Raw genomic sequence first — 23602 nt, forward strand, 5'->3', positions numbered from 1 at the left:
GAAGCCGAAGCCGAAGCCGAAGCCGAAGCCGAAGCCGAAGCCGAAGCCGAAGCCGAAGCCGAAGCCGAAGCCGAAGCCGAAGCCGAAGCCGAAGCCGAAGCCGAAGCCGAAGCCGAAGCCGAAGCCGAAGCCCTTATTGAAGCAGAACCTGACATGTCCCCCGAGCCCGAGCCCGAGCCCGAGCCCGAGCCGCTGCAGGCTGTCCAGGAGCCTGTCGATGCGTCGGTCGGTGCTGACGATCAGGGCTATCAGGCATTGGACGAGGAGATGGTGGAGATCTTCCTCGAAGAGGCCGTGGATATCCTCGACAGCGCCGGCCAGGCCTTGGAGCGCTGGCTGCAGGAACCGGACAATATGGCGGCCCTGTCCTCCCTGCAGCGTGACCTGCACACCCTCAAGGGTGGTGCGCGGATGGCCGAGATCGCGCCAATCGGTGATCTGGCCCATGAACTGGAGTCCCTGTACGAAGGGCTGGTGGACCGTCGCTTCAGCCATAGCCCCGAGTTGGCCACGTTGCTGCAGCAGAGCCACGATCGTCTGGCTGTGCAGTTGGAACAGTTGCAGGCACGCCGCGCCCTGGAGCAGGCCCAGGCGCTGATCGAGGCCATCCGCAATTTTCGTCAAGGCGGCGGGCATAGCTTGTCCGCCGCCGCTGTAGCCTCCCACGCTGATTTCGAAGCCGAAGCCGAAGCCGAAGCCGAAGCCGAAGCCGAAGCCGAAGCCGAAGCCGAATGGCCGCTAGCGGATAGCGAGGCCGATCTGCAACCGCAGGATGTGCCTGAGCTGCCGCAACGGCTGGAAGAACTGGCGCAGCCGCAGGCCAATCAGGCGGGCGCCGAGGAGGGCGAGCTGGCGCCGGAGTTGCTGGACAGCCAAGCGGAGCTGTCTCCAGGGCTGACGGACAACAGGCTTGCCGACGTGGAACCAGAAGCCTCCCCCACGCCCGAACTCACTGCCGCACCTGCTGCTGCGCCGCAGGATGAGCGTGACCCGGAGCTGGTGGAAATCTTCCTGGAGGAAGGCTTCGATATTATCGACAGCGCCGGTGCTGCTCTGCAGCGCTGGATGGAAAACGTCGACAACAGCCTGGAGCTGGAATCCCTGCAGCGTGATCTGCACACCCTCAAGGGTGGTGCACGCATGGCCGAGATTCGCGAGATTGGCGATCTGGCCCATGAGCTTGAATTCCTCTACGAAGGTCTGGGCAATGGCCGCCTGCGCCCTGGCCCCGCCCTGTTCACCTTGTTGCAGACCTGCCATGACAGCCTGGCCGGCATGCTCGAATCGGTGCGCGACCAGCGTCCGGTGAGCGACGGCAATGCGCTGATCGAGACCATCAAGCGTTTTCGCGCCAACCCCGACGAACAGCTGAGCATTCCCTCTACCGTGCACCTGAAGACCGCCGTCCAGGATGAAGAGGAGAACGATGCGGAAAGCGACATCCTCGATATCTTCCTGGAGGAAGGTGACGAGCTGATGGAGGCCCTGGAGGCCGTGATCGGTCGCTGGGAACAGGATCGTGAGGATGGTTCGGCCATCGACGATATGTTGCGCATCCTGCATACCCTCAAGGGTGGCGCACGCCTGGCCGGGCAGAAACGCCTGGGCAATCTCAGCCATGACCTGGAGCAGCTCCTGAGTGAGGCGCAGAGTCAGGGTTCGCCCTGGCCGGAGAGCCTGTTCGTTGATGTGCAGTCCGGCTTCGAGGCGTTGCAGCAGGAGCTTGATGCCCTGCGCCAACGCCTGAATGACAGTCAGGACGAGGCCCCCCCGGCGTTGCCGGAAACACCCGCTGCAGTAGAGACACCACGGGTTGAGTTGAGTGCGCCCATCGTGGCCGCCAGCAGCCAGCCGGTCAAGGCCAGTGAAGCCAAGGTGCTGCCCTTTGTTCGCCGCGCCCAGGAGGCCGCCCAGGAAGCCGCAGCCCGCCGTGCGCCGCAGGAGCTGGTCAAGGTGCCGGCGGAATTGCTCGAAGGTCTGGTCAACCTGGCCGGTGAAACCTCGATCTTCCGCGGCCGGGTTGAGCAGCAGGTCAGCGACTTCGGCTTTACCCTGAGCGAGATGGAAGCCACCATCGACCGCGTACGCGACCAGTTGCGCCGCCTCGATACCGAAACCCAGGCGCAGATCCTCAGCCGTATCCAGGCCGAGGCCGAGCGCGTCGGCTACGAAGATTTCGACCCCCTGGAAATGGACCGCCACTCGCAGCTGCAGCAGCTGTCCCGGGCTTTGTTCGAATCCGCATCCGACCTGCTCGATTTGAAGGAAACCCTGGCCGCGCGTAACCGCGACGCGGAAACCCTGCTGCTGCAGCAGGCGCGGGTCAACTCCGAGCTGCAGGAAGGCCTGATGCGTACGCGCATGGTGCCGTTTGATCGCCTGGTGCCGCGCCTGCGCCGTATCGTGCGGCAGGTGGCCGGTGAGTTGGGCAAGCAGGTGGAGTTTATCGTCGGCAACGCCGAAGGTGAGATGGACCGTACCGTATTGGAACGCATCGTTGCGCCGCTGGAGCATATGCTGCGCAACGCCGTCGACCATGGTGTCGAGTCGATCGAGGCGCGTCGCGCCGCCGGTAAACCCGATGCCGGCACCATTCGTCTGAACCTGGGCCGCGAGGGCGGCGACATCCTCCTGACCCTGGCCGATGATGGTGCCGGGATCAAGCTGGAGGCGGTGCGGCGCAAGGCCATCGAACGTGGCCTGATGGATGCCGACAGCGACCTGACCGACCATGAAGTGCTGCAGTTTATCCTCGAAGCCGGTTTCTCCACGGCCGAGAAGGTGACGCAGATTTCCGGCCGTGGTGTCGGCATGGACGTGGTGCATTCCGAGGTCAAGCAGCTCGGCGGCTCCATGAGCATTGAGTCGACCCCGGGACTGGGCACCACCTTCAGTATCCGCCTGCCCTTTACCGTGTCGGTCAACCGCGCGCTGATGGTGCTGTCGGGTGAGGACCTGTACGCCATCCCGCTCAACACCATCGAGGGTATCGTGCGGGTTTCGCCCTACGAGCTGGAGGCTTACTACGGCCCCGACGCCCCGCGTTTTGAATATGCCGGTCAGGCCTACGAACTGCGCTACCTGGGCGACCTGCTGAACAATGGCCAGCAGCCCAAGCTGGTTGGCCAGAGCCTGCCATTGCCGGTGATCCTGGTGCGCTCCAAGGAGCACGCGGTGGCCGTTCAGGTGGACAGCCTGGCGGGTTCCCGGGAAATCGTGGTGAAGAGCCTCGGGCCGCAGTTTGCAGGCGTGCACGGCATTTCCGGTGCGACCATTCTCGGTGACGGCCGCGTGGTGGTGATTCTCGATCTGCTGGCGACTATCCGCGCCCTGCATGCCCACCAGCTGGCCTTGCAGCCGCGCGTGGTCAAGCAGCTGGCCAGTGCCGCCGAGGTCGAAGCCGATCGGCCGACCCTGGTCATGGTGGTGGACGACTCGGTCACCGTGCGCAAGGTCACCAGCCGCCTGCTGGAGCGCAACGGCATGAACGTGCTGACTGCCAAGGACGGGGTCGACGCCATCGCCCAGCTGCAGGAGCGCAAGCCCGACATCATGCTGCTGGATATCGAGATGCCGCGTATGGACGGCTTCGAGGTGGCGACCCTGGTGCGCCATGACGACAAACTCAAGGATCTGCCGATCATCATGATCACCTCGCGTACCGGTGATAAGCACCGCGAGCGGGCCATGAGCCTCGGCGTCAACGAATACCTGGGCAAGCCCTACCAGGAGTCCCTGCTCCTGGAAACCATTCAACAACTGGTTAAGCGCACATGACGGATAAAAGTGCTGCACGCATCGCAGTCATCGCCGATACCTCGCTGCAGCGCCATGTGCTGCAGCAGGCCCTGACCGGCAGCGGTTATCAGGTGGTGATGAACAGCGACCCGGCGCGTCTCGACGAGCAGGCGCTGGATGACTGCGAAACCGACCTGTGGCTGGTGGATCTGGCCCAGTCGGAAGACTCTCCCCTGGTCGACAATCTGCTGGAGAAGGCCTCGGCGCCGGTGCTGTTTGGCGAGGGCCATGCCCCCGAGCGTCACTCGGAGAATTACCCGCGTTGGGAGCGCCGCCTGTTTGGCAAGCTGAAGAAGCTGGTGGGCGATCCGAGCCAGGCCGTGGGTCCCAGCCTGGAGGCCCTGCTGGCTGAAGCGCAACGTCCCTCGCGCCTGGATCTGCCGGCGGCCCTGGCCGATACCCCTTTGGTGGCCGGTGAGCCGGCGCGCCAGGTCTGGCTGCTGGCCGCCTCCATGGGCGGGCCGGCGGCGGTCAAGGAGTTCCTCGATGCCCTGCCCGGCGGCCTGCCCTTGGGTTTCGTCTATGCCCAGCATATCGACGCCAGCTTCGAGGCCGCTCTGCCCCAGGCCGTGGGTCGGCACAGCCAGTGGCATGTCAATCCGGCGCGGCATGGCGATCCGATTCGCTGTGGCGAAGTGGTGGTGGCCCCCATCAACCATGAGCTGGGTTTTGACGAGCAGGGGGCGATGCAGATCGCTCAGCGCGGTTGGCCCGAGCCCTACAGCCCGTCCATCGATCAGATGATGCTCAACCTGGCGCAGCATTTTGCTGGCTTGAGTGGGGTCATCGCCTTTAGCGGCATGGGCAGTGATGGCAGTGCCGCGGCGGCCTATGTGCGCCGCCAGGGTGGCCTGATCTGGACCCAGCGCGCCGACAGCTGCGCCTGTCCGAGCATGCCGGACAGCCTGCGTGAAGGCGGCTACAGCACCTTTAGCGGTGACCCGCGGGAACTGGCCACGGCCCTGGTCAATCACCTGGCCGAGCAGTGCAGTTAACAGGAATTTTTTATGAGCCAAGCCGTAAGCGATCCGAATGCCAGCAGCAGCCTCACGGCGCTGTTGATTCCCCTGGCCGACCGCACCCTGCTGCTGCCCAACGTGGCGGTGGCTGAGCTGATTCCCTATCGACCGCCCCAGGTCAGTGAAGGCATGCCGGCCTGGTTCCTCGGTCAGGTGGCCTGGCGCGACCTGCGCCTGCCGCTGCTGTCCTTCGAGGCGGCGTCCGATGGTCAGGCCCAGGTCAATCCGGGGTCGCGGGTGGCGGTGATCAACGCCCTCGGTGGGCGCGCCAACGTCAAGTTTGTCGCCCTACTGGTGCAGGGGATTCCGCGCTCGGTCAAGGTCGGCCCGGAGCTGGTACGCGCCGAAACGCGCCTGGCGCCCTTGGAACTGGACGCAGTGAACTTTGGCGAGGCGGTGTTGAAGATCCCGGATCTGATCGGTCTGGAGCAGAAGCTGGCGGACGCCGGCCTGATCTAAACAAGCCGCACAAGAAAAAGCCCCGGTCACCTGACCCCTCTGCAGAAGGGTTCAGGTGCCGGGGCTTTGTCATGTCTGCGCAGGGTTTGCGCCCTGCGCAGGCGTTACTCAGTAGTTCTGAGTCTTGCTGGCGTTGATTTCGGACGCCAGTTCATCTTCCTTCTCGTGCACCAGGTTGTCCTCGGAGCGGTGGCCGGTCCAGTAGTCGGCGTTCTTGATGCCGAGCTTCTCCGGATGGAACACCGGGTCCTTGCCCTCAGCCTGCTGGGCCTCGTAGTCCTTCAGGCAGGTGTAGGCCACCTTGTGCATCAGGATGATGGCGCCGATGTTCAGCCAGGCCATCAGGCCCACACCCAGGTCGCCCAGGTCCCAGGCGAAGGTGGCGCTCTTCACGGTGCCGTAGACGGTGGCGGCGATGATGCCGACCTTCAGCAGCAGGGTCAGCCACGGGCGATGGATCTTGCGGTTGATGTAGGCGATGTTGGTTTCGGCGATGTAGTAGTACGCCAGGATGGTGGTGAAGGCGAAGAAGAACAGTGCCACGGCGACGAAGATGTTGCCAAAGCCCGGCATCATGTTTTCCATGGCCGTCTGCACGTAGCCCGGGCCTGCGGCAACGCCGGCAATACCGGTGAACATGGCCTCACCATCGGGGCCCTGGACGTTGTACTGGCCGGTGATCAGCAGCATAAAGGCGGTGGCGGAGCAGACGAACAGGGTGTCGATATACACCGAGAAGGCCTGTACCAGACCCTGCTTGGCCGGGTGGCTGACTGCCGCAGCGGAGGAAGCATGCGGGCCGGTACCCTGGCCGGCTTCGTTGGAATATACGCCGCGCTTGACGCCCCACATGATGGCCAGGCCGAGGATGGCGCCGAAGCCGGCTTCCAGACCGAAGGCGCTCTTCAGGATCAGCGCCACGACTTCCGGCAGCTTCTCGATGTTGAGCATGATGATCACGCAGGCCACGATGATGTAACCCAGGGCCATGAATGGCACTACCACCTGGGTAAAGTGGGCGATACGGGTCACGCCACCGAAGATGATCAGGCCGATCATGACGGCGAGGATGGCGGCGGTGACATTCGGGTCCACGTCAAAGGCGGTCTGCACGCTGGATGCGATGGAGTTGGCCTGTACGCCCGGCAGCAGCAGGCCGCAGGCGAAGATGGTGACGATGGCGAAGATCCAGGCATACCACTTCAGACCCAGGCCCTTCTCGATATAGAAGGCCGGGCCGCCGCGGTACTGACCGTCGATCTTTTCCTTGTAGACCTGACCGAGGGTGGACTCGACGAAGGCCGAGCTGGCGCCGAGGAAGGCCACCATCCACATCCAGAACACCGCACCAGGGCCACCGAAGGTGATGGCGGTGGCCACGCCGGCGATGTTACCGGTACCCACACGACCGGCGAGGGTCATGGTCAGGGCCTGGAAGGAGGTGATACCGGCGGAGTCGGTACGCCCCTTGAACATCAGGCGAATCATTTCACGGAAGTGACGAATCTGCAGGAAACGACCGCGTACGGAGAAATACAGGCCGACACCCAGGCACAGATAAATCAGCGCCGGGCTCCAGACCAAACCATTGAGAAAACTAACCAATTCAGACATCGAGGGTGTGCTCCTTGTGCCGGTGACGGTTGCCTGAACTCTTGTGGAGTACAAGGCCGGCTCGGCTTGTTATGGGAGTTGTGAATCGTGGGCGCGATACGTGCCGAAACGATAGTTGGGACATCCTGCCGCCGGATAGGTTGGGCAGGATGCGAAACGTAGGCAAAAAGCAGGCCATTGGGAAGGTTTTTTTCCAGCGCTTTCAGAGACTTGCAGGCGTCAGGAAAAAGGCCTGAAAAAGGTCGCGGAAAAGATGCTTTATGACGTATTTCAGATTGTTTCCCAAACTTGTCCTGTGTGCCGGTTTTTCATCGGCGTAATTGTTTGGAACAAGCGTTCCAGAGGCGTCGGGGCGGGGTTCCCGGCGGTAACACCGGTGTTCCAGCAGGGCGCACAGTTGAGCACGTCTGGTGCGCAGGTGTTACCCCGCGCTGGCGCCCCAAGCGCCTGCGGATTCCTGCGCGGCCACGCATGAAAGGCAACAGACCCTAGAAGTCGCCCCAGAGCTGCTGGGCCAGGCTCAGCGCCACCACCGGCGCGGTTTCGGTGCGCAGCACCCGTGGCCCCAGGCGTGCGGCATGGAAGCCGCTGCTGTTCGCCTGCGCCACTTCCGCATCGCTCAGGCCGCCTTCCGGGCCGATCAGGAAGGCCAGGCTGGCGGGTTTGGCATGGCTCTGCAGGGGCTCGGCGACCGGATGCAGCACCAGTTTCAGTTCGGTCTCGGTGTGCTGCAGCCAGTCGGCCAGGGCCAGCGGCGGGTGGATAACCGGCAGCACCGAGCGACCGCACTGCTCGCAGGCGCTGATGGCGATCTGGCGCCAATGGGCCATGCGCTTGTCGGCGCGCTCGTCCTTCAGGCGCACCTCGCAGCGTTCGCTGATGATCGGGGTGATCTCTGTGGCGCCCAGTTCGGTGGCTTTCTGGATCGCCCAGTCCATGCGTTCACCACGGGACAGGCCCTGGCCGAGATGAATCGCCAGGGGCGATTCGGCCATGCCGGCGAAGGCCTCGCGCAGTTCCACCAGCACGCGCTTCTTGCCCACCTCGATCAGCTCGCCGAGAAACTCCTGGCCACTGCCATCGAACAGTTGCACGGCATCGCCCGCGGCATGCCGCAGCACCCGGCCGATATAGTGGGCCTGGGCCTCCGGCAGTTCATGCTGGCCGAGGGAGAGCGGGGCATCGATAAAGAAACGGGATAGGCGCATAGGAGGTGAACCTGGGGCAAAGGCGCAAATTCTAGCCGTAGGGTGCGCCGTGCGCACCTAGATCAACCCGGGTCGCGAAAGCCCGGGTACTGGGTATTGCCCTGGGCCACGCTGACCGCAGTGCGGGTGGCGATATCGATGCCCTCGCTGGCCACCTCGGCGAGGAAGTCGATCTGCTCGGGGCTGATCACATAGGGCGGCAGGAAATACACCACGCTGCCCAGCGGGCGCAGCAGGGCGCCACGGCTGAGGGCGTGCTGATAGACCTTGAGGCCGCGGCGCTCCTGCCAGGGGTAGGCGGTCTTGCTGGCCTTGTCCTGGACCATCTCGATGGCCAGGGCCATGCCGGTCTGGCGCACTTCGGCGACATGCGGGTGGTCGGCCAGGTGCGCGGTGGCGCTGGCCATCCGCGCGGCTAACGCCTTGTTGGCCTCGATCACATTGTCCTGCTCGAAGATATCCAGGGTCGCCAGGGCCGCCGCGCAGGCCAGTGGGTTGCCGGTGTAGCTGTGCGAGTGGAGGAAGGCGCGCAGGGTCGAGTAGTCGTCGTAGAAGGCCTGGTACACCTCATTGGTGGTCAGGCAGGCGGCCAGGGGCAGGTAGCCGCCGGTCAGGGCTTTTGAAAGGCAGAGAAAATCCGGGCGGATGCCGGCCTGTTCGCAGGCGAACATCGTCCCGGTGCGGCCGAAGCCCACGGCGATCTCGTCATGGATCAGGTGCACGCCATGGCGGTCACAGGCCTCGCGCAGCAGTTTGAGATAGATCGGGTGATACATGCGCATGCCGCCCGCGCCCTGGATCAGCGGCTCGACGATCACCGCGGCGACTTCATGGCCGTGCTCGGCCAGGGCCTGTTCCATATGGGCGAACATCGCTCGCGAATGGTCTTCCCAGCTTATGCCGTCGGGACGCAGGTAGCAGTCCGGGCTGGGCACCTTGATGGTGTCCAGCAGCAGCGCCTTGTAGGTGTCGGTAAACAGCGCCACATCGCCCACCGACATCGCCGCGATGGTTTCGCCGTGATAGCTGTTGGACAGGGTGATAAAGCGCTTTTTCGCCGGTTTGCCGACGTTGAGCCAGTAGTGAAAGCTCATCTTCAGCGCGACTTCGATGCAGGACGAGCCGTTGTCGGCGTAGAACACCCGGTCCAGACCCGCCGGGGTCAGCTTGACCAGGCGCTCGGACAGCTCGATCACCGGTTGATGGCTGAAACCGGCGAGGATCACGTGTTCCAGCTGATCGACCTGATCCTTGATACGCTGGTTGATGCGCGGGTTGGCGTGGCCAAATACATTGACCCACCAGGAGCTGACCGCGTCGAGGTAGCGCTTGCCGTCGAAGTCTTCCAGCCAGACGCCTTCGCCGCGCTTGATCGGCACCAGCGGCAGTTGTTCGTGGTCTTTCATCTGGGTGCAGGGGTGCCACAGCACGTTCAGGTCACGCTGCATCCATTGGTCGTTCAAGCTCATGGCACATCTCCCAATCATCTGCGGCAAGCCTATCAGATGCTCCGGCGTGTCGCAGGGCCACGTGGCTGCGTTGGGGGGGGGCTGAACTTTGCCGGCTGGCTGGGGACAAAATGGCCGGAATAGGATGGTTTAAAGATCGATTAAGTTGATTCTTTGTAACGATTTTTTCCGCTTTTATTCGATAGGTTTGTTGTTAGTCTTCCAACCATTGTCCTGAAGGAACCCCTTGCCGATGCAGCTGCGCAATTCATCTTCCCGTTATGGTCTGGTCAGTGTGCTGCTGCACTGGCTGGTGGCCCTGGCGGTGTTCGGCCTGTTTGGCCTGGGTTTCTGGATGGTCGGCCTGGATTACTACAGCAACTGGTATCGGCGGGCGCCGGATCTGCACAAGAGCATCGGCTTGCTGCTGTTTGCCATGATGCTGCTGCGCCTGCTCTGGCGCGTCATCAGCCCGGCGCCGGCCGCTCTGGCCAGTCATGACCGGCTGACTCGCCTGGCCAGCAAGCTGGGCCACGGGCTGCTGTATGTCGGGTTGTTCGCGGTGATGATCAGCGGTTACCTGATCTCCACCGCCGATGGTCGGCCGATCAGCGTATTCGGCCTGTTCGAGGTGCCGGCCACCCTGACCGGCATCCCCGATCAGGCGGATCTGGCCGGGCTGGTGCATGAATACCTGGCCTGGGGCCTGGTGATTTTTGCGGGTATCCACGGCCTGGCGGCTCTCAAGCATCATTTCATCGACCGTGACAGCACGCTGATCCGCATGCTGGGACGTTAACAACGGGCCGTGCCCATGATGGGCGTTGCCCTGCAAGCCTCACAAGGAGAATGACCATGTTGAAAAAGACCCTCGCAGCCTTCGCCCTCGGTGGTGCCCTGTTGTCCGCTGGTCAGGCCATGGCCGCGGATTATGTGATCGACAAGGAAGGCCAGCACGCCTTCGTCAACTTCAAGATCAGCCACCTGGGCTACAGCTGGCTGTACGGCACCTTCAAGGACTTCGACGGCAGCTTCAGCTTCGATGCGGCCAACCCGGAGGCCAGCAAGGTCAGCGTGACCCTGAACACCGCCAGCGTCGACAGCAACCATGCCGAACGCGACAAGCACCTGCGCAGCGATGACTTCCTCAACGTGGACAAGCACCCAACCGCGACCTTCGAGTCCACCGCGGTCAAGTCCACCGGCGAAGGCACCGCCGATATCACCGGCAACCTGACGTTGAACGGCGTGACCAAGCCGGTGGTGATTGCCGCCGAGTTTATCGGCGAAGGCAGCGACCCCTGGGGCGGCTACCGCGCCGGTTTTGCCGGCAGCACCACCCTCAAGCTGAAGGACTTCGGCATCACCAAGGACCTGGGCCCGGCTTCGGAAACCGTCGAGCTGATCCTCTCCGTGGAAGGCATCCGCAAATAACCTGAGCGCAGCCTGCTTATGCCGCCGGGGTGACGGACGGTCCGTAGGTGGATGTCGCTTTTTACATCCACCCGCTACTGCCCTGTTTGCCATCCGGCGATCTGCAACAACAAAAACGCCGCCCCTTGGGGCGGCGTTTTTGTGGGCGCTTGGCGGCTCACTCGTCGCGGTTGCGCGTCAGCAGGGCCGGCTTCTCGCCCCGCGGGCGGGCGCTGGCCAGCTCGTCCAGCTGCTCCGGCGTGGGCAGGCGGTCCAGGCGCGAGCTCTTGTGCACGATCACCGGCTGCTTCTCCCGTGCTGGCTTGGCCACGGCTGCGCGCGGCAGTTCGTCACGGTTCAGCGAGGTGATGCGGCCATCGTCGCGCGGTGGGCGGGCGCGACCTGCGCCATTGCGTCCCTGGCCACCCTGACCGCCAGGCTTGCGTGGCTGACCAGCGCCGTTGTTGCGTGGGCCCTTGTTGGCCGGGCGGGCACCCTGACCATTGCCGGCAGGCGCGCCGGGCCGACGGCCACGGTTCTGCTGCTGGTTCTGGTGCGGGCTGACATAGTCGACCCGATTGCCGAAGTTATCGATTTCATCGTCGCGGAACTCGTCCGGCGCGCGGTCGGGAGGCAAGGTAGGTACGGCCGGGGCAGCGGCGCGGCTATTGCTGCGAGCGGGCTGATTGCGGCGGTTCTGGCCCTGGCCCTGGGGCTTGGCCTTGTGTTCCTTGCCGCTGTCCTTGCCCTTGTCCTTGCGTCCACCTCCGTGGTGTTCGCCCTGGGGCTTGGCACCACGGGGCTGGCGCGACTTCTGCGGCTCGCGCACTTCCGGACGCTCGGCTTCCACCTTGCTGGCGTCGAAGCCCAGCAGATCACCATCAGGGATCTTCTGCTTGGTCATGCGTTCGATACCCTTGAGCAGCTTTTCCTCGTCCGGCGCCACCAGCGAGATGGCTTCACCGCTGCGACCGGCACGACCAGTACGGCCGATGCGGTGCACATAGTCTTCCTCGACGTTGGGCAGCTCGAAGTTGACCACGTGGGGCAGCTGGTCGATGTCCAGGCCACGGGCGGCGATATCGGTGGCCACCAGGATGCGCACCTTGTTCGCCTTGAAATCGGCCAGGGCCTTGGTGCGGGCGTTCTGGCTCTTGTTGCCGTGGATGGCCACAGCTGGCAGGCCGTGCTTGTCCAGGTACTCGGCCAGGCGGTTGGCGCCGTGCTTGGTGCGGGTGAACACCAGCACCTGCTCCCACGCACCCTGGGTGATCAGGTGAGCGAGCAGGGCGCGCTTGTGGCTGGCGGCCAGGCGGAACACGCGTTGTTCGATGCGCTCGACCGTGGTGTTCGGCGGCGTCACTTCGATGCGTTCCGGGTTGTGCAGCAGCTTGCCGGCCAGATCGGTGATGTCCTTGGAGAAGGTGGCCGAGAACAGCAGGTTCTGGCGTTTGGCTGGCAGCTTGGCCAGGACCTTCTTCACGTCGTGGATAAAGCCCATGTCGAGCATGCGGTCGGCTTCATCGAGCACCAGGATTTCCACATGGGACAAATCGATGGCGCGCTGGTTGGCCAGGTCGAGCAGGCGACCGGGGCAGGCCACCAGCACGTCGACACCCTTGGCCAGAGCCTGAATCTGCGGGTTCATGCCAACGCCGCCGAAGATGCAGGCGCTGACGAATTTCAAATCGCGGGCATACAGCTTGAAGCTGTCGTGCACCTGGGCGGCCAGTTCGCGGGTGGGAGTCAATACCAGCACGCGCGGCTGTTTCGGGCCGTGGCGTTGTTCGCGATCCGGGTGACCGTTGGGGAACAGTCGTTCGAGGATCGGCAGGGCAAAACCGCCCGTCTTACCTGTACCCGTCTGGGCCGCCACCATCAGGTCGCGACCTTGCAACGCGGCGGGAATGGCCCGCTGTTGCACCGGAGTGGGTTGGGTGTAGCCGGCGGATTCGACCGCACGGACTAAAGCCTCGGAGAGACCGAGGGAGGCAAAGGACATGTGTAATCCTGTCTAGTGAGGGCGCAGCCCTATGGGGTGTATTGCCCGGCTTGAATCACGGCGCGGGGAGCGCATGATCCCGTCCGGTACTGCTGACCTCTGGGGGTTAGCATCCGGACGCAAGCCTGGCGGGAAGGCCGGAGTATAACAGAGCGACTAATCAGCGCTAGTCTCGGTCTGCCCGGCGGTGGATTCGGCCACGGGTTGATGGTAGCGCTGCAGGATCCGTGCGTAGTCAGGCCCGGCCTTGATACGCTTGAGTTCGGCCTCGAAGCGCGGCACCAGGGCGGCGACGTCGGGTTTGCGACTGAAGGCCGCGTAAACACGGTCGCTGTACAGCGGCTTGCGGTTGTAGTCGATCGCCTCCTGCATACCCAGCAGGCGGGCGGTATACAGGCCCACGGCGCGGTCGGTAATGACCAGGTCGACGCGGCCCAGCAGCAGCTTGCCGAAGTTGGCCTCCAGGCTGGGGGCGTCTTCACGGATAAAGTGCGTGCCCTCGGCAAAGCTGGCATCGCCATAGGCGTAGCCCGGCTCGGTACCCACCCGCAGGCCAGTGAGTTCGGCCACAGAGTCGACCTTGTGCGGGCGCGCCGTGGCATAGAACAGCACCATGGCGTTTTCCGCCATGGGCTCGCTGGGGAAGCGCATCTGCCGCGCCCGTTCTTCGTTGTAGAAGGCGTCCAGGAGGATATCCAGCTGGCCGTCCTGCATCTTGCGCAGGCAGCGGCGCCAGGGCTCCAGGGTCATTTCGTGGGCGATGCCCAGGTTGTCCAGGGCCAGGGTCAGCAGATCGGCGTCAATGCCCCGCACCTGACCGTCCTCCAGCAGGGTGTAGGGCGGCCATTCATTGGTACAGACCCGCAGGGGTTGCGCCTGTGCAGGCAGCCAGACGCTCAGCGCTAACAGCAGGGCGGCAAGCTTGGACATCATCGACGGGCCTCGGCATGGCGGCAATAAATCATCATAGCCAGCCATGCAAGGACCTGGCCATGGGGCAGGTCACATCGCCGCCTTATGGTCCTAGTCCACCAGCTGGTAGCAGGGCACATAGGCGGTATTGCCCGGCAGCTTCATGCGGTGCTGTTCGACAAAGGCCTGCAGCAGCCGATCCAGCGGCTGCATGATGGCCTTGTCACCAGCCAGGCGGTAGGGGCCGTGCTGCTCGATGCGGCGAATGCCCTGGTCCTTGACGTTGCCCGAGACGATCCCGGAGAAGGCCCGGCGCAGGTGGGCGGCCAGCTCATGCACCGGCTGCTCGCGGGTCAGCTTGAGATTGGCCATGTTGTCGTGGGTCGGCTCGAAGGGGTGCTGGAACTGCTCGTCGATCTTCAGCAGCCAGTTGAAGTGGAAGGCATCGTTGCGCTCGCGACGGAACTGGGTCACCGCCTTGATCCCCTGGGCCATCTCCCGGGCCACCTGGGCCGGGTCGTGGAGGATGATCTGGTAGCGCTGCTGGGCATCGCTGCCCAGGGTGGCGCCGATAAAGTCATGCAGCTGCTGCAGGTAGGCGCTGGCACTGCGCGGCCCGGTGAGGATCAGCGGGAAGGGCAGGTCCCTGTTGTCCGGGTGCATCAGGATGCCCAGCAGGTACAGCAGTTCCTCGGCGGTGCCCGCGCCGCCGGGGAAGATGATGATGCCGTGGCCGACGCGGACGAAGGCCTCCAGGCGCTTCTCGATATCCGGCAGGATCACCAGTTCGTTGACGATGGGGTTGGGCGCCTCGGCGGCGATGATTCCCGGCTCGGTCAGGCCCAGGTAGCGGCCGCCGACATTGCGCTGCTTGGCGTGGGCGATGGTGGCGCCCTTCATTGGTCCCTTCATCACCCCAGGGCCACAGCCGGTGCAGATGTCCAGGCCGCGCAGGCCCAGTTCGTGGCCAACGGTCTTGGTGTACTTGTATTCCTCATGGCCGATGGAATGACCACCCCAACACACCACCATCTTCGGCTCCACGCCAGGACGCAGGGTGCGGGCATTGCGCAGCAGGTGGAAGACGTAGTCGGTGATGCCCTGGGAGCTGCTGAAATCGACCCGCTGATGGGCCAGCTCACTCTCGGTGTAGACGATATCGCGCAGGGCGCTGAACAGCATTTCCCGGGTACTGGCGATCATCTCGCCGTCGACGAAGGCATCGGCCGGTGCGTTCAGCAGCTCCAGGCGGATACCGCGGTCCTGCTGGTGGATGCGGATCTCGAAGTCCGGGTAGGCCTCCAGAATGGTCTTGGCGTTGTCGCTGTGCGAGCCGGTATTGAGAATGGCCAGGGCGCACTGGCGAAACAGGGCGTAGACGCTGCCCGAGCCGGTTTCACGCAGTTGTTGCACTTCGCGCTGGGAGAGGGTTTCCAGGCTGCCTTTGGGGGACACCGAGGCATGGGTGGTTTTTCTGCTGACCATTACACAACTCCATGGTGGTCTTAAGCTTCAAGCTATGCAGGGCTGACCCATAGGTCAAGCCGGGAGGGCGGCAAGTCACTGCCGGATATTGCTGAGAAGAGGGAAACGTCCGCTGCGGCACAGCGGCGTGTCTATTGCGGGAGCACCGACCATGGGCAGGGCCATGGCCGGTTGGAACGGTCAGCGTGGCAGCTTGAGGTTGTTCCAGATCGCCAGGCTGGGTTCGGCCTGGTTCATGCTGTAGAAGTGCAAGCCCGGGGCGCCGCCTTGCAGCAGGCGCTCGCACATTTCGGTGATGACCTGCTCGCCATAGGCCTGGATGCTGTCGGTATCGTCACCGTAGGCTTCCAGTTGCTTACGCACCCAGCGCGGGATTTCCGCACCGCAGGCGTCGGAGAAGCGCGCCAGCTTGCTGTAGTTGGTGATCGGCATGATGCCCGGCACCACCGGAATATCCACGCCCAGCTTCTGTACGCGCTCGACGAAGTAGAAGTAGCAATCGGCGTTGAAGAAGTACTGGGTGATGGCGCTGTCCGCGCCGGCCTTGGCCTTGCGCACGAAGTTGGCGATGTCATCCTCGAAGCTGCGCGCCTGGGGATGCATCTCCGGATAGGCGGCCACCTCGATATGGAAGTGATCACCGGTCTCGCTGCGGATAAATTCCACCAGCTCGTTGGCGTAACGCAGCTCGCCGCTGGCCATGCCCATGCCGGACGGCAGGTCACCACGCAGGGCGACGATGCGCTTGATGCCATTGCTCTGGTAGGTGCTCAGCAGTTCGCGCAGTTCGGCCTTGCTGTCGCCGACGCAGGACAGGTGGGGCGCGGTGCTCACACCCACTTCACCGTCCAGCTGCAGCACGGTGTTGAGGGTGCGGTCGCGGGTGGAGCCCCCGGCACCGTAGGTGCAGGAGAAGAAATCCGGCTTGTAGCTCGCCAGCTGGCGCGCCACGGTCATCAGTTTTTCATGCCCGGCTTCGGTCTTGGTGGGGAAGAACTCGAAGCTGTAACGGCGTTCTTGGCTCATAGGGTTTCTAGCCTTGCAGACGTAGGGTGGATGGTGTTTTTCCATCCACCGTGCGGGAAGTCGGCGGTGGATAAGCCATGGGCTTATCCACCCTACGCATTAGTAACGGTAGGCGTCCGGCTTGAACGGGCCGTCCACGGTCACGCCGATATAGTCGGCCTGCTGCTTGGTCAGCTGGGTGACCACGCCACCGAAGCCCTTGACCATCTCCAGCGCCACTTCCTCGTCCAGCTTCTTCGGCAGCACTTCCACGGTCAGGCGTTCGGCTTTCTTCTCGGTCGAGAGGTCGGCGAACTTCTGCTCGTACAGGAAGATCTGCGCCAGCACCTGGTTGGCGAAGGAGCCGTCCATGATCCGGCTCGGGTGGCCGGTGGCGTTGCCCAGGTTGACCAGGCGACCTTCGGCCAGCAGGATCAGGTAGTCGTCATTGCGCGGGTCGAAGCTACCGGCACCGGTGCGGTGGATCTTGTGCACTTGCGGCTTCACTTCTTCCCAGGCCCAGTGCTTGCGCATAAAGGCGGTGTCGATCTCGTTGTCGAAGTGACCGATGTTGCACACCACGGCGCGGGCCTTGAGGGCCTTGAGCATATTGGCGTCGCAGACGTTGACGTTGCCGGTGGTGGTGACAATCAGGTCGATCTTGCCCAGCAGGGCCTTGTCGATGCTGGCTTCAGTACCATCGTTGAGGCCGTTGATGTACGGGGACACCAGCTCGAAGCCGTCCATGCAGGCCTGCATGGCGCAGATCGGGTCGACTTCGGACACCTTGACGATCATGCCTTCCTGGCGCAGGGACTGGGCCGAGCCCTTGCCCACGTCGCCGTAGCCGATGACCAGGGCCTGCTTGCCCGACAGCAGGTGGTCGACGCCGCGCTTGATGGCGTCGTTGAGGCTGTGACGGCAGCCGTACTTGTTGTCGTTCTTGCTCTTGGTCACCGAGTCGTTGACGTTGATCGCCGGGACTTTCAGGGTGCCGGCCTTGAGCATGTCGAGCAGGCGGTGCACGCCGGTGGTGGTTTCCTCGGTGATGCCGTGGATCTTGTCCAGCATGGCCGGGTAGCGCTCGTGGATGATCTGGGTTAGGTCACCGCCGTCGTCCAGGATCATATTGGCGTCCCACGGCTTGCCGTCCTTGAGGATGGTCTGCTCGATGCACCACTCGTACTCCTCCTCGGTCTCGCCCTTCCAGGCGAATACCGGGATGCCGGCGGCGGCGATGGCGGCAGCGGCCTGATCCTGGGTGGAGAAGATATTGCAGGACGACCAGCGTACTTCGGCACCCAGGGCGATCAGCGTCTCGATCAGCACGCCGGTCTGGATGGTCATGTGGATGCAGCCGATGATCTTCGCGCCTTTCAGCGGTTGCTCGCCGGCGTATTTGCGGCGCAGGCCCATCAGTGCCGGCATCTCGGACTCGGCGATGATCAGTTCCTTGCGGCCCCACTCGGCCAGGGAAATATCGGCAACCTTGAAGTCGGTAAAACCGGCAGGCGTCAGTACAGCGCTCATAGATGAGTTCTCCATTCGTTTGTGTCGAATGGGCGCCGTTGATGCGTTTGGTTAACGCCCTATCCGAGCCTGACAAGCCTGGGCCTGAGCTGGAGTCCAGTCAGGTATCGAGCTTGCTGCAGCGCCCCTCGGACAGGTGGCGGGCACGCGCGGAGCTGGCCGCGCGCGTGAAGCTGGCGAAGTATAGCCAGCCTGGCGGCCAAGCCCAAGGCTTTCCGTCGGCGAATTGGCTGTTATGCCCGACGCTTGGGCCGGTGCAGCCATGGCGCTGGCGCCGCCTTTGCGGCAGGCTGCGGCTTCTTTCGCCCAACCTCGGAGCTGCCATGACCCTCGCCTACTGGTGTGTACTGATTGCCCTGTTTCTGCCCTACCTCTCCACCATCACGGCCAAGGCCGTCAGTGGTGGTTTCAGCCCCCGGCACAACCATGATCCGCGGGCGTTGCTGGACAACCTCAGCGGGTTGGGCCGACGCGCCAACAATGCCCAGCTCAACAGCTTCGAGGTCACCCCGGCCTTCGCCGCCGCAGTGATCATCGCCCACCTGGCCGGTGGTGCCGAGCAGGCCCTGCTGGACCAGCTGGCGCTGGCTTTCGTGCTCAGCCGCATCGCCTATTTCATCTGCTATGTCGCCGATTGGGCAGCGCTGCGCTCGCTGGTCTGGTTTGTCGGCATGGGGCTGATTGTCAGCCTGTTTATCGTCGCTGCCTGATCTCGGTGCGCAAGCCCCGAGTTGGGGCGTGCTGGTGCCCGGATTCGGTGCGCAAGGCATTGGTGAATCAGCCGCCGAGCGGTCGTGCAGGCGGGCGGCGCTGAGCTAGCGTTGTTAGCTCGACAGTCAGGATTCGTCGCCACTTGCCGGAGGGAATCAGCATGTCCGCCACCCTGTTTTTCGATCGCCTACTGTGCGCCATCGGTCTGCGCACCCTGAACCAGCAGTTCCTGTTTTCCTACGCCCTGATGTTCCTCCTGGCGCTGGTTGCCTCGGTGGCCCTGTACCTGAACATGGCGGTGTCGCCGGAGACCATCAACGTCGCCGGCGCCCAGCGCATGCTCAGCCAGAAGATGACCAAGGAAGCCCTGCTGCTGCACGAGGGGGTTATCGAACGGGGCGCGCTTGAGGCCACCATCGCGCAGTTCGCCCTGGCCCACGAGGCCCTGCTCAAGGGCGATGCGGCGCGCAATATCAGTGTGATCAAGGCAGCCCCTATTCAGGCGCAGATGACCCTGGTCGGTCAGCTCTGGGGCGATTTTCGAGGTCAGCTGGAGCGCCTGGCCGGCGGTGCCGAGGTGGACCTTGCAGCGCTGGAAACAGCCTCCACCACTCTGCTGCGGGAAATGAACAAGGCGGTGGGCTTGATGGCCAGTCATGTCGAGAGCCGTCAGCACGCTTTGATGTGGCTGGCCTTTGGTTGCCTGCTGAGCATCCTGCTTTTGGTGGTGTTGGGCCGGCAGTTTGGTCTGCGTCCGCTGATGGCCAATCTGGGCATGGTCGAGCAGGGCCTGACCCGGGTCGGTGCCGGCGACTTTACCCGGGGCCTGGATGCGGAGCAGCGCGACAACGAAATCGGTCGCATCATTGCCGGCTACAACCGTATGCAGCGCGAGGTGCGTGCCCTGCTGGATGAGGTCAAGGCCTCCGGCGGCACGACCCAGACGCATGTGCAGCAGGCCCTGGCGGTAGCCGAGGCGGCGGGCGAAGGCGCGCGGCGTCAGCATGAAAACCTCGATCAGGTGGCCACCGCCATGACCGAGATGAGCGCCACCGTGGCCGAGGTGGCCCGCCATGCCAGCCAGGCGGCCGAGTCCGCGCGCAGCGCCGATGGCAGCGCCCAGAGTGGTCAGCGCGCGGTGCAGCGCAGTGCCGAGCTGCTCACCAGCCTGGCCGAAGAGATGCAGCGCAATGCCCGCAGCATGCAGGCCCTGCGTGAGGAAACCGCCGGGGTCGGCAAGGTGCTGGAGGTGATCACCTCGATTGCCGAGCAGACCAATCTGTTGGCCCTGAATGCTGCCATCGAGGCGGCCCGGGCTGGCGAGGCCGGGCGTGGTTTTGCCGTGGTCGCCGATGAGGTGCGCACCCTGGCCAGTCGCACTCAGGAATCCACCGGCGAGATCCAGGCGATCATCCAGCGTCTGCAACAGGGCGCACAGCAGGCGGTGACCGCCATCGAAGGCAGCAGTCAGCTGGTGCGCAGCAACCTCACGCATATCCAGGAAGCCAATCAGGTGCTGGATATCATCGTCGGCGCGGTGGACAGCATCAACGCCATGAATGCCCAGATCGCCACCGCTGCCGAACAGCAAAGCCAGGTGGCCCATGATATCGACCAGCGTGTGGCCGAGGTCTCCGGGCTGGCCGAGCGCAGCCATGGCGATGCGCAGAGCGTGATGCAGGTCAGCAGCCGGATTCATGCCGAGGTGCAGCGTCTGACCGGGCAATTAAGCCGCTTTCAGACCTGAGCCGGGCGGCTGTAGGTGCGGCCTGTTATTTGTCGAAAACAATCGACGGTTCTGTGCTACCCCGGGCATCTGCGATACTGCCGGCCTTTTCCAGCCTGTAGCGATGCCCCTGATGAAATGCCGAGTCCTGCTGTTGTCCGCCCTTGTGCTGGCCCTGAGCGCCTGTGGCGGTGTCGATCCCGATTCGCCCCAGGGCCAGCGTCAGGCCATCTTCAAGCAGATGCTCAAGGTCAGCGAAGACCTGGGCGGCATGCTGCGCGGGCGCCTGCCGTTCAAGGCCGAGGGTTTTGTCGCCGGCGCCGCGGAGCTGGATCGGCTGACGGCCACGCCCTGGCAGCATTTCCCCCAGGTGCGCGAGGAGGGCGGTGAGAGCCGGGCGCGTGATGAGGTGTGGCAGCGCCAGACGCGCTTTGCCGAGCTGGCCGAGGCCATGCAGGCCGAAACCGCCGCCCTGGTGGCCGCCAGCCAGGCCAACCCCCTGCGCCGCAAGCAGCTGGTGGCGCCGATGCAGCGGGTCGAGGATGCCTGCAAGGCCTGTCATGAGGAGTTTCGGGTGTATTAAGCCGAAACCGCTGGTACAGAGAGCAAAAAGCCCCGCCCGAGTAATACGGGCGGGGCTTTTTGTTGGGGCTAAGAGTCTGTGCAAAGGCTCGCGAGCTAGAGTCCTGCAAGGCGCTACGTAGTAACAGCCTCCGGCTGGTCAAAGCAGGCGAGGAAGCGGAGTGTACTTTTGTACATGAGCATTACTCGCTTCGCTCGCCCCTTCGGGGCCGCACTGAAGTGCGTTAGCCGCAAGCGGCTTTCCGAGCCTGTTTTTAACGCAGCAGGGCCGACGCGCAGCAGACTTTGTGCGGGCTCTTACAGGCCGGCAGCCGCGCGCAACTCGGCGGCCTTGTCGGTTTTCTCCCAGGTGAAGGTAGTGAAGCTGTCATCGCCCACGGTCTTCTGCGCCGGGGTGCGGCCGAAGTGGCCGTAGGCGGCGGTTTCCTGGTACATGGGGTGCAGCAGGTCGAGCATCTTGGTGATGGCGTAGGGGCGCAGGTCGAACACTTCGCGCACCAGCTTGATGATGGTGTCTTCGGCCACCTTGTGGGTGCCGAAGGTGTTGATCGAGATCGAGGTCGGCTGGGCCACGCCGATGGCGTAGGACACCTGGATTTCGCAGCGCTCGGCCAGGCCTGCGGCGACGATGTTCTTGGCCACGTAACGACCGGCGTAGGCCGCCGAGCGGTCGACCTTGGATGGATCCTTGCCGGAGAAGGCGCCGCCGCCGTGACGGGCCATGCCGCCGTAGCTGTCGACGATGATCTTGCGCCCGGTCAGGCCGCAGTCGCCCACCGGGCCGCCGATGATGAACTGGCCGGTCGGGTTGATATGGAACTGGGTGTCCTTGTGCAGCAGCTCGGCCGGCAGCACGTGCTTGACGATCAGCTCCATCACGCCTTCGCGCAGGTCGTCGTATTTCACGTCCGGGTTGTGCTGGGTGGACAGCACCACCGCGTCGATGCCGACCACCTGGCCGTTCTCGTAGCGGCAGGTGACCTGGGATTTCGCGTCCGGGCGCAGCCACGGCAGCAGGCCGGACTTGCGCGCTTCGGCCTGGCGCTCGACCAGGCGATGGCTGAAGCAGATCGGGGCCGGCATCAGTACGTCGGTTTCGTTGCTGGCGTAGCCGAACATCAGGCCCTGGTCGCCCGCGCCCTGGTCTTCCGGCTTGGCGCGGTCGACGCCCTGGTTGATGTCCGGGGACTGCTTGCCAATGATGTTGATGATGCCGCAGGTGTGGCCGTCGAAGCCGACGTCGGAATTGGTGTAGCCGATATCGCAGATGACCTTGCGCACCAGGTCTTCCAGGTCGACCCAGGCGCTGGTGGTGACTTCACCGGCAACAATCGCCACACCGGTCTTGACCAGGGTTTCCACCGCCACACGGGCGTGCTTGTCCTGGGCGATGATGGCGTCCAGCACCGCGTCGGAGATCTGGTCGGCGATCTTGTCCGGGTGGCCTTCGGACACGGATTCGGAGGTAAAGAGGGAGTATTCGCTCATCGTTTGGGGTCCTCGGGTTGATCGGTGAATGCGACCGACGGGCCGCTGAATGTCTGCGGTTTGGCAAAGTGCCGGATTTGAATCTGGAAACCGTTCTTCAGCCCCACGTAGAGGCTTTCGCTGGGCGTCAGGCCGGCGCCAATGGCCCAGCGTGACAGGTCGTCCTGCTCGAAGCCCAGCCACAGGTCGCCGCAGGCTTCCCGGGCCCAGCTCTGGTTATGGCTGCACAACTCGCTGAGCAGCAGGCTGCCGCCGGGCTTCAAACGCTGGGCCAGCTGCTGTAGGGCCTCGGCTGGAGCGGCGAAATGGTGCAGCACCATATTCAGCACCAGGCAGTCGGCGCCCGGATAGTCATCGTGCAGGGCATCGGCCAGCTGCAGCTGGACATTGTCCAGACCGTCCTGCTGGCAGCGCTGGCGAGCCAGTTCGAGCATGGCCGGGCTGTTGTCCAGGGCGGTGACCTGGGCGAAGCGCCTGGCCAGCTCGGGCAGAAAGGCGCCATCGCCGGGGCCGATTTCGATGGCCTGGGCGTCGGCGGCAAAACCGATGGCGTCGAGCAGGGCCAGCACGCTGTCGCGGTACTGCGGCAGCCCGGCGATCAGGTCCTGCTGGGCCTGGAAACTGGCGGCCATGCGGGCAAAGAAGTCGGCACTGGCGGCGGCGCGCTGGCTGTGCACCTGTTTTATGCGCAGCTGGGTATCGGCGGGCAGGCCCAGACGGTCCACCTCATCGAGCAGGGCACTGTGCAGCAGGCCGCCGGGTTGTTCGCTTTGGGGCAGGGCGCGGCGATAGAAGATCGCATTGCCTTCGCGGCGAGTGGCCACCAGGCCGGCCTGGGCCAGCACCTTGAGGTGGTGGCTGATGCCGGACTGGCCCATGGCGAAGATCTGCGCCAGCTCCAGGACGCCGAAGGAGTCGTTGCACAGGGCGCGCAGGATATTCAGGCGCAGGCCATCGCCCGCCGCCTTGGCCAGGATGGCCAGGGCGTCGACCGGCTCAAAGCTGAGATCGGGGGCGCGCATATTCATAGGTCGGGCAGTCTAGTCGGTCATTTTTTATCCAGCAAGATCAATATCAAAACTTTTTGATATTGATCTTGCTGGCGTCCGGGCCAGAAAAGCATGGCTCTGCGACTATCTGTCATTGCCCCTGGGGGCCGGCTGGGCGAAAATGGCCGCCTTTTTCGACCCCAGTTGCCCAAG

18 protein-coding genes, 1 pseudogene and 1 riboswitch are annotated in these 23602 nt (G+C 64.0%); of the genes and pseudogenes, 9 read left to right on the forward strand and 10 right to left on the reverse strand.

The window, feature by feature from the left end:
• The 3 genes from GJV18_RS18560 to GJV18_RS03785 all read left to right on the forward strand — a co-directional run.
• Positions 1-3777 (forward strand): Hpt domain-containing protein (locus GJV18_RS18560; RefSeq protein ID WP_160345965.1); only part of this gene is annotated, 3777 nt, incomplete at its 5' end.
• Complete coding sequence (locus tag GJV18_RS03780; RefSeq protein ID WP_160343380.1) at positions 3774-4793, forward strand: chemotaxis protein CheB; 1020 nt, start codon at positions 3774-3776, stop codon at positions 4791-4793. The genes GJV18_RS18560 and GJV18_RS03780, both read left to right, overlap by 4 nt.
• Positions 4794-4805: 12 nt before the next feature.
• A complete protein-coding gene (locus GJV18_RS03785; RefSeq protein WP_160343381.1) occupies positions 4806-5276 on the forward strand; it encodes a chemotaxis protein CheW in 471 nt (156 codons plus the stop codon).
• Between the two features lie 108 nt (positions 5277-5384).
• Here GJV18_RS03785 and GJV18_RS03790 read toward each other — a convergent pair whose 3' ends face one another.
• From GJV18_RS03790 to GJV18_RS03800, 3 genes are all read right to left on the reverse strand, one after another.
• Positions 5385-6890, reverse strand: coding sequence for an alanine/glycine:cation symporter family protein (locus GJV18_RS03790; protein WP_160343382.1), 1506 nt, complete (start codon positions 6888-6890; stop codon positions 5385-5387).
• A 488-nt stretch (positions 6891-7378) separates the two neighbouring features.
• Positions 7379-8098: a 16S rRNA (uracil(1498)-N(3))-methyltransferase gene (locus GJV18_RS03795; RefSeq protein WP_160343383.1), complete on the reverse strand. Its 720-nt coding sequence runs from the start codon at positions 8096-8098 to the stop codon at positions 7379-7381.
• Positions 8099-8160: 62 nt separating this feature from the next.
• Entirely contained in the window at positions 8161-9567 is a 1407-nt protein-coding gene (locus GJV18_RS03800) for an adenosylmethionine--8-amino-7-oxononanoate transaminase (protein ID WP_160343384.1), read from the reverse strand.
• Between the two features lie 232 nt (positions 9568-9799).
• Between GJV18_RS03800 and GJV18_RS03805 the strand changes: the two genes are divergently transcribed.
• Together GJV18_RS03805 and GJV18_RS03810 are read left to right on the forward strand one after the other, a co-directional pair.
• Positions 9800-10345, forward strand: coding sequence for a cytochrome b (locus GJV18_RS03805; RefSeq protein ID WP_160343385.1), 546 nt, complete (start codon positions 9800-9802; stop codon positions 10343-10345).
• Positions 10346-10401: 56 nt separating this feature from the next.
• Positions 10402-10980: a YceI family protein gene (locus GJV18_RS03810; protein ID WP_160343386.1), complete on the forward strand. Its 579-nt coding sequence runs from the start codon at positions 10402-10404 to the stop codon at positions 10978-10980.
• A 157-nt stretch (positions 10981-11137) separates the two neighbouring features.
• On the opposite strand, the gene GJV18_RS03815 is transcribed toward GJV18_RS03810, so the two are convergent.
• The 5 genes from GJV18_RS03815 to ahcY all read right to left on the reverse strand — a co-directional run bounded on the left by GJV18_RS03815 (position 11138) and on the right by ahcY (position 17893).
• Positions 11138-12961, reverse strand: a complete 1824-nt coding sequence (locus tag GJV18_RS03815; protein WP_160343387.1) for a DEAD/DEAH box helicase — start codon at positions 12959-12961, stop codon at positions 11138-11140.
• A 156-nt stretch (positions 12962-13117) separates the two neighbouring features.
• The gene (locus GJV18_RS03820) at positions 13118-13894 is read right to left on the reverse strand and encodes a substrate-binding periplasmic protein (protein WP_160343388.1); all 777 of its coding nucleotides are present in this window, start codon (positions 13892-13894) and stop codon (positions 13118-13120) included.
• A gap of 90 nt (positions 13895-13984) precedes the next feature.
• Positions 13985-15358 carry a nucleotide 5'-monophosphate nucleosidase PpnN gene (gene ppnN / locus GJV18_RS03825; RefSeq protein ID WP_160343389.1) on the reverse strand — a complete coding sequence of 458 codons (1374 nt, stop codon included), beginning with the start codon at positions 15356-15358 and terminating at the stop codon, positions 13985-13987.
• A gap of 180 nt (positions 15359-15538) precedes the next feature.
• Positions 15539-16384 (reverse strand): methylenetetrahydrofolate reductase [NAD(P)H], encoded by an 846-nt coding sequence (gene metF, locus GJV18_RS03830; RefSeq protein ID WP_160343390.1) that lies wholly within the window; start codon positions 16382-16384, stop codon positions 15539-15541.
• Positions 16385-16483: 99 nt separating this feature from the next.
• Entirely contained in the window at positions 16484-17893 is a 1410-nt protein-coding gene (gene ahcY / locus GJV18_RS03835; protein WP_160343391.1) for an adenosylhomocysteinase, read from the reverse strand.
• Between the two features lie 23 nt (positions 17894-17916).
• A riboswitch (S-adenosyl-L-homocysteine riboswitch) is annotated at positions 17917-18029 on the reverse strand.
• A gap of 187 nt (positions 18030-18216) precedes the next feature.
• Here ahcY and GJV18_RS03840 point away from each other — a divergent pair.
• From GJV18_RS03840 to GJV18_RS03850, 4 genes and pseudogenes are all read left to right on the forward strand, one after another.
• A complete protein-coding gene (locus tag GJV18_RS03840; protein WP_160343392.1) occupies positions 18217-18603 on the forward strand; it encodes an MAPEG family protein in 387 nt (128 codons plus the stop codon).
• Positions 18604-18896: 293 nt separating this feature from the next.
• Positions 18897-19178: pseudogene (locus GJV18_RS18790) on the forward strand (type IV pili methyl-accepting chemotaxis transducer N-terminal domain-containing protein); the annotation flags it as partial.
• A gap of 108 nt (positions 19179-19286) precedes the next feature.
• Positions 19287-20351: a methyl-accepting chemotaxis protein gene (locus tag GJV18_RS03845; protein WP_407692344.1), complete on the forward strand. Its 1065-nt coding sequence runs from the start codon at positions 19287-19289 to the stop codon at positions 20349-20351.
• 103 nt (positions 20352-20454) lie between these two features.
• A complete protein-coding gene (locus tag GJV18_RS03850; protein WP_407692330.1) occupies positions 20455-20913 on the forward strand; it encodes a c-type cytochrome in 459 nt (152 codons plus the stop codon).
• A 296-nt stretch (positions 20914-21209) separates the two neighbouring features.
• Here GJV18_RS03850 and metK read toward each other — a convergent pair whose 3' ends face one another.
• Positions 21210-22400, reverse strand: coding sequence for a methionine adenosyltransferase (gene metK / locus GJV18_RS03855; RefSeq protein WP_160343395.1), 1191 nt, complete (start codon positions 22398-22400; stop codon positions 21210-21212).
• A complete protein-coding gene (locus GJV18_RS03860) occupies positions 22397-23428 on the reverse strand; it encodes an ArsR/SmtB family transcription factor (RefSeq protein ID WP_160343396.1) in 1032 nt (343 codons plus the stop codon). Before GJV18_RS03860 ends, metK begins: the two co-directional genes overlap by 4 nt.
• Positions 23429-23602: the final 174 nt, after the last annotated feature.

The sequence above is a fragment of the Pseudomonas xionganensis genome (assembly GCF_009763245.1).
GTDB classification, from domain to species: Bacteria; Pseudomonadota; Gammaproteobacteria; order Pseudomonadales; family Pseudomonadaceae; genus Aquipseudomonas; species Aquipseudomonas xionganensis.

Coding starts and splice junctions, on each gene's coding strand:
- GJV18_RS03780 (WP_160343380.1), top strand. CDS start 3,774: ATGACGGATAAAAGTGCTGCACGCATCGCAGTCATCGCCGATACCTCG.
- GJV18_RS03785 (WP_160343381.1), top strand. CDS start 4,806: ATGAGCCAAGCCGTAAGCGATCCGAATGCCAGCAGCAGCCTCACGGCG.
- GJV18_RS03790 (WP_160343382.1), bottom strand. CDS start 6,890: ATGTCTGAATTGGTTAGTTTTCTCAATGGTTTGGTCTGGAGCCCGGCG.
- GJV18_RS03795 (WP_160343383.1), bottom strand. CDS start 8,098: ATGCGCCTATCCCGTTTCTTTATCGATGCCCCGCTCTCCCTCGGCCAG.
- GJV18_RS03800 (WP_160343384.1), bottom strand. CDS start 9,567: ATGAGCTTGAACGACCAATGGATGCAGCGTGACCTGAACGTGCTGTGG.
- GJV18_RS03805 (WP_160343385.1), top strand. CDS start 9,800: ATGCAGCTGCGCAATTCATCTTCCCGTTATGGTCTGGTCAGTGTGCTG.
- GJV18_RS03810 (WP_160343386.1), top strand. CDS start 10,402: ATGTTGAAAAAGACCCTCGCAGCCTTCGCCCTCGGTGGTGCCCTGTTG.
- GJV18_RS03815 (WP_160343387.1), bottom strand. CDS start 12,961: ATGTCCTTTGCCTCCCTCGGTCTCTCCGAGGCTTTAGTCCGTGCGGTC.
- GJV18_RS03820 (WP_160343388.1), bottom strand. CDS start 13,894: ATGATGTCCAAGCTTGCCGCCCTGCTGTTAGCGCTGAGCGTCTGGCTG.
- ppnN (WP_160343389.1), bottom strand. CDS start 15,358: ATGGTCAGCAGAAAAACCACCCATGCCTCGGTGTCCCCCAAAGGCAGC.
- metF (WP_160343390.1), bottom strand. CDS start 16,384: ATGAGCCAAGAACGCCGTTACAGCTTCGAGTTCTTCCCCACCAAGACC.
- ahcY (WP_160343391.1), bottom strand. CDS start 17,893: ATGAGCGCTGTACTGACGCCTGCCGGTTTTACCGACTTCAAGGTTGCC.
- GJV18_RS03840 (WP_160343392.1), top strand. CDS start 18,217: ATGACCCTCGCCTACTGGTGTGTACTGATTGCCCTGTTTCTGCCCTAC.
- GJV18_RS03845 (WP_407692344.1), top strand. CDS start 19,287: ATGTGGCTGGCCTTTGGTTGCCTGCTGAGCATCCTGCTTTTGGTGGTG.
- GJV18_RS03850 (WP_407692330.1), top strand. CDS start 20,455: ATGCCCCTGATGAAATGCCGAGTCCTGCTGTTGTCCGCCCTTGTGCTG.
- metK (WP_160343395.1), bottom strand. CDS start 22,400: ATGAGCGAATACTCCCTCTTTACCTCCGAATCCGTGTCCGAAGGCCAC.
- GJV18_RS03860 (WP_160343396.1), bottom strand. CDS start 23,428: ATGAATATGCGCGCCCCCGATCTCAGCTTTGAGCCGGTCGACGCCCTG.